We start from the raw sequence: 5,165 nt of genomic DNA, 5'->3' as shown, positions 1-5,165 counted from the left end.
CACCTGGCGGTGGCGCCGCCAGGCGCCAGCCGCCGCAGTTACAGGTACTGGCCGGTGTTGACGCTCTCGATCGACTTGCCGGGCTCCCCGCCGTCGGCGATGAGGGTGCGCACGTACACGATGCGCTCGCCCTTCTTGCCCGAGATGCGCGCCCAGTCATCCGGGTTGGTGGTGTTGGGCAGGTCCTCGTTCTCCTTGAACTCGTCCCGGATGGCCTGGAAGAGGTCCTCCGCGCAGATGCCGCGCTGGCCCTCGTTCAGGTAGCGCTTGATGGCGGACTTCTTCGAGCGGGCGACGACGTTCTCGATCATGGCGCCGGAGTTGAAGTCCTTGAAGAACAGGATCTCCTTGTCGCCGTTGGCGTACGTCACCTCCAGGAAGCGGTTCTCGTCGGCCTCCGCGTACATCCGCTGGCAGGTCTCCGCGATCAGCGAGCTGACCGCCTCCGCCTCGCCGCCGTGCTCCTTCACCAGGTCGGGATGCAGCGGCAGGTCCTTGTGGAGGTAGACCGCGAAGATCTCCTTGGCCGCCTCGACGTCGGGCCGCTCGATCTTGATCTTCACGTCGAGGCGCCCCGGGCGCAGGATCGCCGGGTCGATCATGTCCTCGCGGTTGGACGCCCCGATGACGATGACGTCCTTCAGCGTCTCCACCCCGTCGATCTCGCTCAGCAGCTGCGGGACGATGGTGGTCTCCACGTCGCTGGAGATGCCCGAGCCGCGGGTCCGGAAGATGGAGTCCATCTCGTCGAAGAAGACGATGACCGGGTGGCCCTCCTCGACCTTCTCGCGGGCCCGCTGGAAGATCAGGCGGATCTGGCGTTCGGTCTCGCCCACGTACTTGTTCAGCAGCTCGGGTCCCTTGATGTTCAGGAAGTAGCTGCGCGCATCCGCACGGCCTTCCTTCTCGGCCACGCGCTTGGCCAGGGAGTTGGCGACCGCCTTGGCGATCATGGTCTTGCCGCAGCCCGGGGGCCCGTACAGCAGGATGCCCTTCGGCGGCTTCAGCTCGTGTTCCAGGAAGAGGTCGGCGTGCAGGAACGGCAGCTCGACGGCGTCCTGGATGGCTTCGATCTGGGCGGCGAGGCCCCCGATGTCGCTGTAGTCGATGTCGGGCACCTCCTCCAGGACCAGCTCCTCCACCTCGGAGCGCGGCAGGCGTTCGAGGGCGTAGCCGCTGCGGGTGTCGACCAGCAGGGAGTCCCCCGCGCGCAGATGGGTGGCGTGGAGGGGCTCGGCGATGCGCACCACCTGCTCGTCATCGGTGCGGCCGATGACCAGGAGACGCTCGTCGTCCATGTGCTCCTTCAGCGTCATGACCTGGCCGATGACCTCGAAACGCGCGGCCTCGATCACGTTCAGGGCCTCGTTGAGCACGACCTCCTGGCCGTGGACGAGCTGGTCGACCTCCACGTCCGGGCTGACCGCCACGCGCAGCTTCTGCCCCCGGGAGAAGATCTCGACGGTGCCGTCGTCGCGGGCCTGGAGGAAGACCCCGAAGCCCGACGGCGGGCCGGACAGCTTCTCGACCTGCTCCTTCAGGGTCACCATCTGGTCCCGGGCCTCGCGCAGCGTGTCCGCCAGCTTGGCGTTCTGGGCCATCGCCGCCGACAGCTGGCCCTTGGTCTCCAGCAAGCGCTCTTCGAGCGTCCGGATCCGTCCCGGCGCGTCATCCAGACGGCGCCGCAGCAAGGCGGCCTCCTCCTCGAGGAAGGTGATCTGGGTGCGCAGTTCGAGGATCTCGGCTTGATGGTCGGGCATTCGGATATGTCCTCCCGGGCCGTGCAGGCCCTCGATGCAGCTCGTTGGAGGTTCCGTTGCGAGTATAGGGCCCGCCCCACCCTGCGGCCCCGGTTCCGCCCGCTCAGCTCAGTAGTCCCGGGGGGGGGGGGGGGGGGCCCCCCCCCCCCCACACCCGGCACAGCAGAGAATCGCCCTCGCAGGCTCGGAGCTATTCACGTCTCAGTCCGGGGGCAGGCGCCTTGCCGTGGTCAGGAAGGCGGTGTGGGCCACCATCCGATGGTTCGGTCGCACGGCGAGCCCGTCGACGTGCCAGCCCCGCACCAGCGTCTCCACGGTCTCGGCCAGCCCCCAGCGCACATCGGCGTCCAGCGCGTCGTGCAGGCGCATCACCTGCGGCACCGTCGGCGTGTAGACGCACAGGATGCCCCCCGGACGCAGCGCCGTCGCCGCGGGCTTCAGGACCTCCGAGGGGTCCAGGAGGTCCAGCACCAGCCGCTCGCACGGGGTGTCGGACAGGCCCTCGATGACGTCGCCCCGGCGCAGCTCCCAGTTCGGGGGCGGACCGCCGAATCGCTCGGCGACGTTGCGCTGCGCCACGTCGGCGTGCTCGTCGCGCAGCTCGAAGCTGATCACGCGCCCGGTGGGCCCCACCGCGCGCAGGAGCGCACTGGTCAGCGCACCGGACCCCGCGCCCGCCTCGACCACGATCGCGCCGGGTCCGATGTCGGCCAGCGCGACGATCATCGCCTGGTCCTTCGGGTAGATGACCTGTGCCCCGCGTGGGGCCTTCACGGTCCAGTCCGCCGATGTGGGCCGCAGCGCTCGCAGGCCCGATCCCTTGGTGCTGCGGACCCGGCTGCCCTCGGGCAGGCCGAGCAGGTCGGCGTGGGCCACGATGCCCGCGTGGTAGTGGAACTCGCCGCCCTCGCTCAGGGTCAGCAGATAGCGCCGGCCCTTGCGGTCGAGCAGCAGCACCTTGTCCCCCACCGTGAACGGGTCGGGGTGCCCGGGGCGGCGTGGGGTGGTGGCCATGGCGCGCACCCTACTGCTGGTCGTCTGGACCGGCACGAAGCACGGCCCGGTGCGCACGCGGCGGTCGGGGCGGACCGCGCCTACACTGCCAGCGATGAGCACCGTGCGCGTGGCGCAGACCCTCGCCCTGAAGGAGTGGGCAGCGGTCACGCATGCCCTGCTGGACGGCCGCCAGACGGTCCTGCTGCGCAAGGGTGGGATCCACGAGCGGGCCTTCTCGGTCGGGGACGCCGGTCGCTTCGTCGTCTTCCCGACCGTCGCGCACAGCCACGCCGAGCGGGTGCGCCCCGAGCACACCGACCTGCTGGGGCGCGGCGCGGCCGACGTCGACGAGGTCGACGGGACGTTCGTGGTGCGTTGCGGCCTCACGCTGGTCGATGCGATCCCCGTCCACCGTCCCGAGCACCTGGAGGCGATCGCCGACCTGCACATCTGGACGGCGGCGTCGGTGCAGGCCGACCGGCTCGACTTCCGGCCACGACATCTGCTCCAGGCCCTGGTCGTGCGCGCCGTCGCGCTGCCCGAGGCGCAGCGACTGCCCCGCGACGAGGCGTACGGCGGGTGCCGCTCGTGGATCGACCTGCCGGTGGCCTGGGAACCCGGGGCGGGAACACCCGTGCTCGACGAGCAGCGCCTGGTCGCCGACGCGCGCCGCGTGCGGGACGCGCTCGGGCCCGAGCTGGGCGGCGCGTAACGATGGTGTGCCCATGTCGTTGACACATGGAGGTTGCCTGCACGTATCCTGTGCAGCCCGGAAGCTGGCACGTGTCCATGGGTATGGCCGATGTCCGGGTGTCCTCCGAGCGACGAAGAGATAGCCGTGACCACGCGTTTCCCCAAGGCCACATGACAGAGCGCTTCCGCCGCCTGAGCACCCCACGCACCGCCATGATCGCGGCGGTGGCGTGCCTGGTCCTGACCACATGCAGCCCGGCGGTCTCCACCCTGACGGTCGACGGGGTCGCGGCTCGCGGCGCCGGGGGGCCGCTGAGGAGCCAATCGGTGCCGGTCACCGCCGACCCCGACGCCCCGGGGGCCGTGCCGGCGTCGCGGACCGTCGACCCACCGGACCTGCCGACCCAGGGGGCGGGGCAGGGCGAGACCGCCCCCGTGTCCGGCGGCGCTGCCGCCGCCCCGGGGGACTTCGAGGAGGTCGCGGTCCAGACGCCCACGCTCCGGCTGGACGGCGTGCCGCTGGAGCGGGAGACCATCCTCCAGGAGGTCCTCGGCATCGAGGGCGTGGCTTTCGCCACGGCCCTGACGATCGGCCAGGTCGACATCGCGTCCAAGGACGTCGTGACTGCGGTGCGGGTGGCGGCGGTGGACCCCGCGGGCTTTCGGGTGCTGACCCCGCAGGTCACCGCGGACGCGGTGGAGGTCTGGCAGCGCATCAGCGAGGGCGATGCCGCCTTCCTGCACGACGTCGGGCACCGCCTCGAGCTCGAGCTCGGCCAGCGCCTGCCCGCCGCCAACCGCACGACCCTGCGGGTGGGGGCTCTGGCCTCCAACGGTGCCCCACCGGTCGCCGACGCGATCGTGAGCAGTGACACCGGCGAGGAGCTGGGCCTGGAGGGCACCCGGTCGGTGCTCATCTCGGTGGCGGGCGACAGCTCCGCCGGTGACGTGGCCGAGCGCGTCGAGCAGGCGATCGGCATGGTTCCGGAGGTGCTGGAGCAACCCACCGAGCAGCGGGCGTTCCTCTCCGGTGCGGCCGCCCGCAACGCCTTCGAGCCGTTCAACTACGTCTCCTTCGGCGACGGCATGATCCAGATCGACTCGGCGTGGGTGCGTCGCAACATCGTCCGCGCCGAGGTGCCGATCCTGCGCGGCGCCGTCGTCTGCCACCGCCTCCTGATCCCGCAGCTGCGGGGGGCCCTCCAGGAGATCAAGGACCGCGGGCTGGCTGACCTGATCGACCCGACCCAGTACGGCGGATGCTGGGTGCCCCGCCACATCCTGTTCAACGCCGACCGCGGCCTGTCGATGCACGCCTGGGGCCTGGCAGCGGACTTCAACGTCTCCACCAACGGGTACGGGGCCACGCCGCAGATGGACCCCCGCATCGTCGAGATCTTCGACCGCTGGGGCTTCGTCTGGGGCGGCCGATGGGGCACTCCCGACGGCATGCACTTCGAGCTCGGCGCGATCCTGCAGTAGGTGGCGTTGCTGAGGGCCGCCCCGACGGCGGCTATCCTTCGAGCGTTGCAGACGCAGGAGGCTGCTTGGCATACTCCTGCTCCACCCCCGGTCGGTGTGGCGGAATTGGTAGACGCGCACGGTTGAGGGCCGTGTGAGCTTCGGCTCTTGGGAGTTCAAGTCTCCCCACCGACACCCACGAGGTCAGCATCCTCAGGGCGGTCGCTGCGCGACCGCCACACCCCGCACAGCGGA

At 70.8% G+C, this 5,165-nt stretch carries 4 protein-coding genes and 1 tRNA gene; 3 read left to right on the top strand and 2 right to left on the bottom strand.

The genetic code is table 11. The features are described 5' to 3' along the window. Positions 1-38: 38 nt before the first annotated feature. The gene (gene arc, locus WD250_03505) at positions 39-1,760 is read right to left on the bottom strand and encodes a proteasome ATPase (GenBank protein MEX2619265.1); all 1,722 of its coding nucleotides are present in this window, start codon (positions 1,758-1,760) and stop codon (positions 39-41) included. Between the two features lie 201 nt (positions 1,761-1,961). Continuing rightward, positions 1,962-2,774 (bottom strand): tRNA (adenine-N1)-methyltransferase, encoded by an 813-nt coding sequence (locus WD250_03500; GenBank protein MEX2619264.1) that lies wholly within the window; start codon positions 2,772-2,774, stop codon positions 1,962-1,964. 94 nt (positions 2,775-2,868) lie between these two features. Here WD250_03500 and WD250_03495 point away from each other — a divergent pair, with 94 nt between their 5' ends. From WD250_03495 to WD250_03485, 3 genes are all read left to right on the top strand, one after another. After that, a complete protein-coding gene (locus tag WD250_03495) occupies positions 2,869-3,468 on the top strand; it encodes a DUF1802 family protein (GenBank protein MEX2619263.1) in 600 nt (199 codons plus the stop codon). A 152-nt stretch (positions 3,469-3,620) separates the two neighbouring features. Then, complete coding sequence (locus tag WD250_03490) at positions 3,621-4,931, top strand: M15 family metallopeptidase (protein MEX2619262.1); 1,311 nt, start codon at positions 3,621-3,623, stop codon at positions 4,929-4,931. Positions 4,932-5,021: 90 nt separating this feature from the next. Continuing rightward, positions 5,022-5,105: transfer RNA gene (locus WD250_03485), tRNA-Leu, on the top strand. Positions 5,106-5,165: the final 60 nt, after the last annotated feature.

The organism is Egibacteraceae bacterium (assembly GCA_040905805.1).
Lineage (GTDB): Bacteria > Actinomycetota > Nitriliruptoria > Euzebyales > Egibacteraceae > DATLGH01.
Note: the sequence above shows the minus strand (reverse complement) of the source record. Positions and strands in the feature narration are given on the sequence as shown.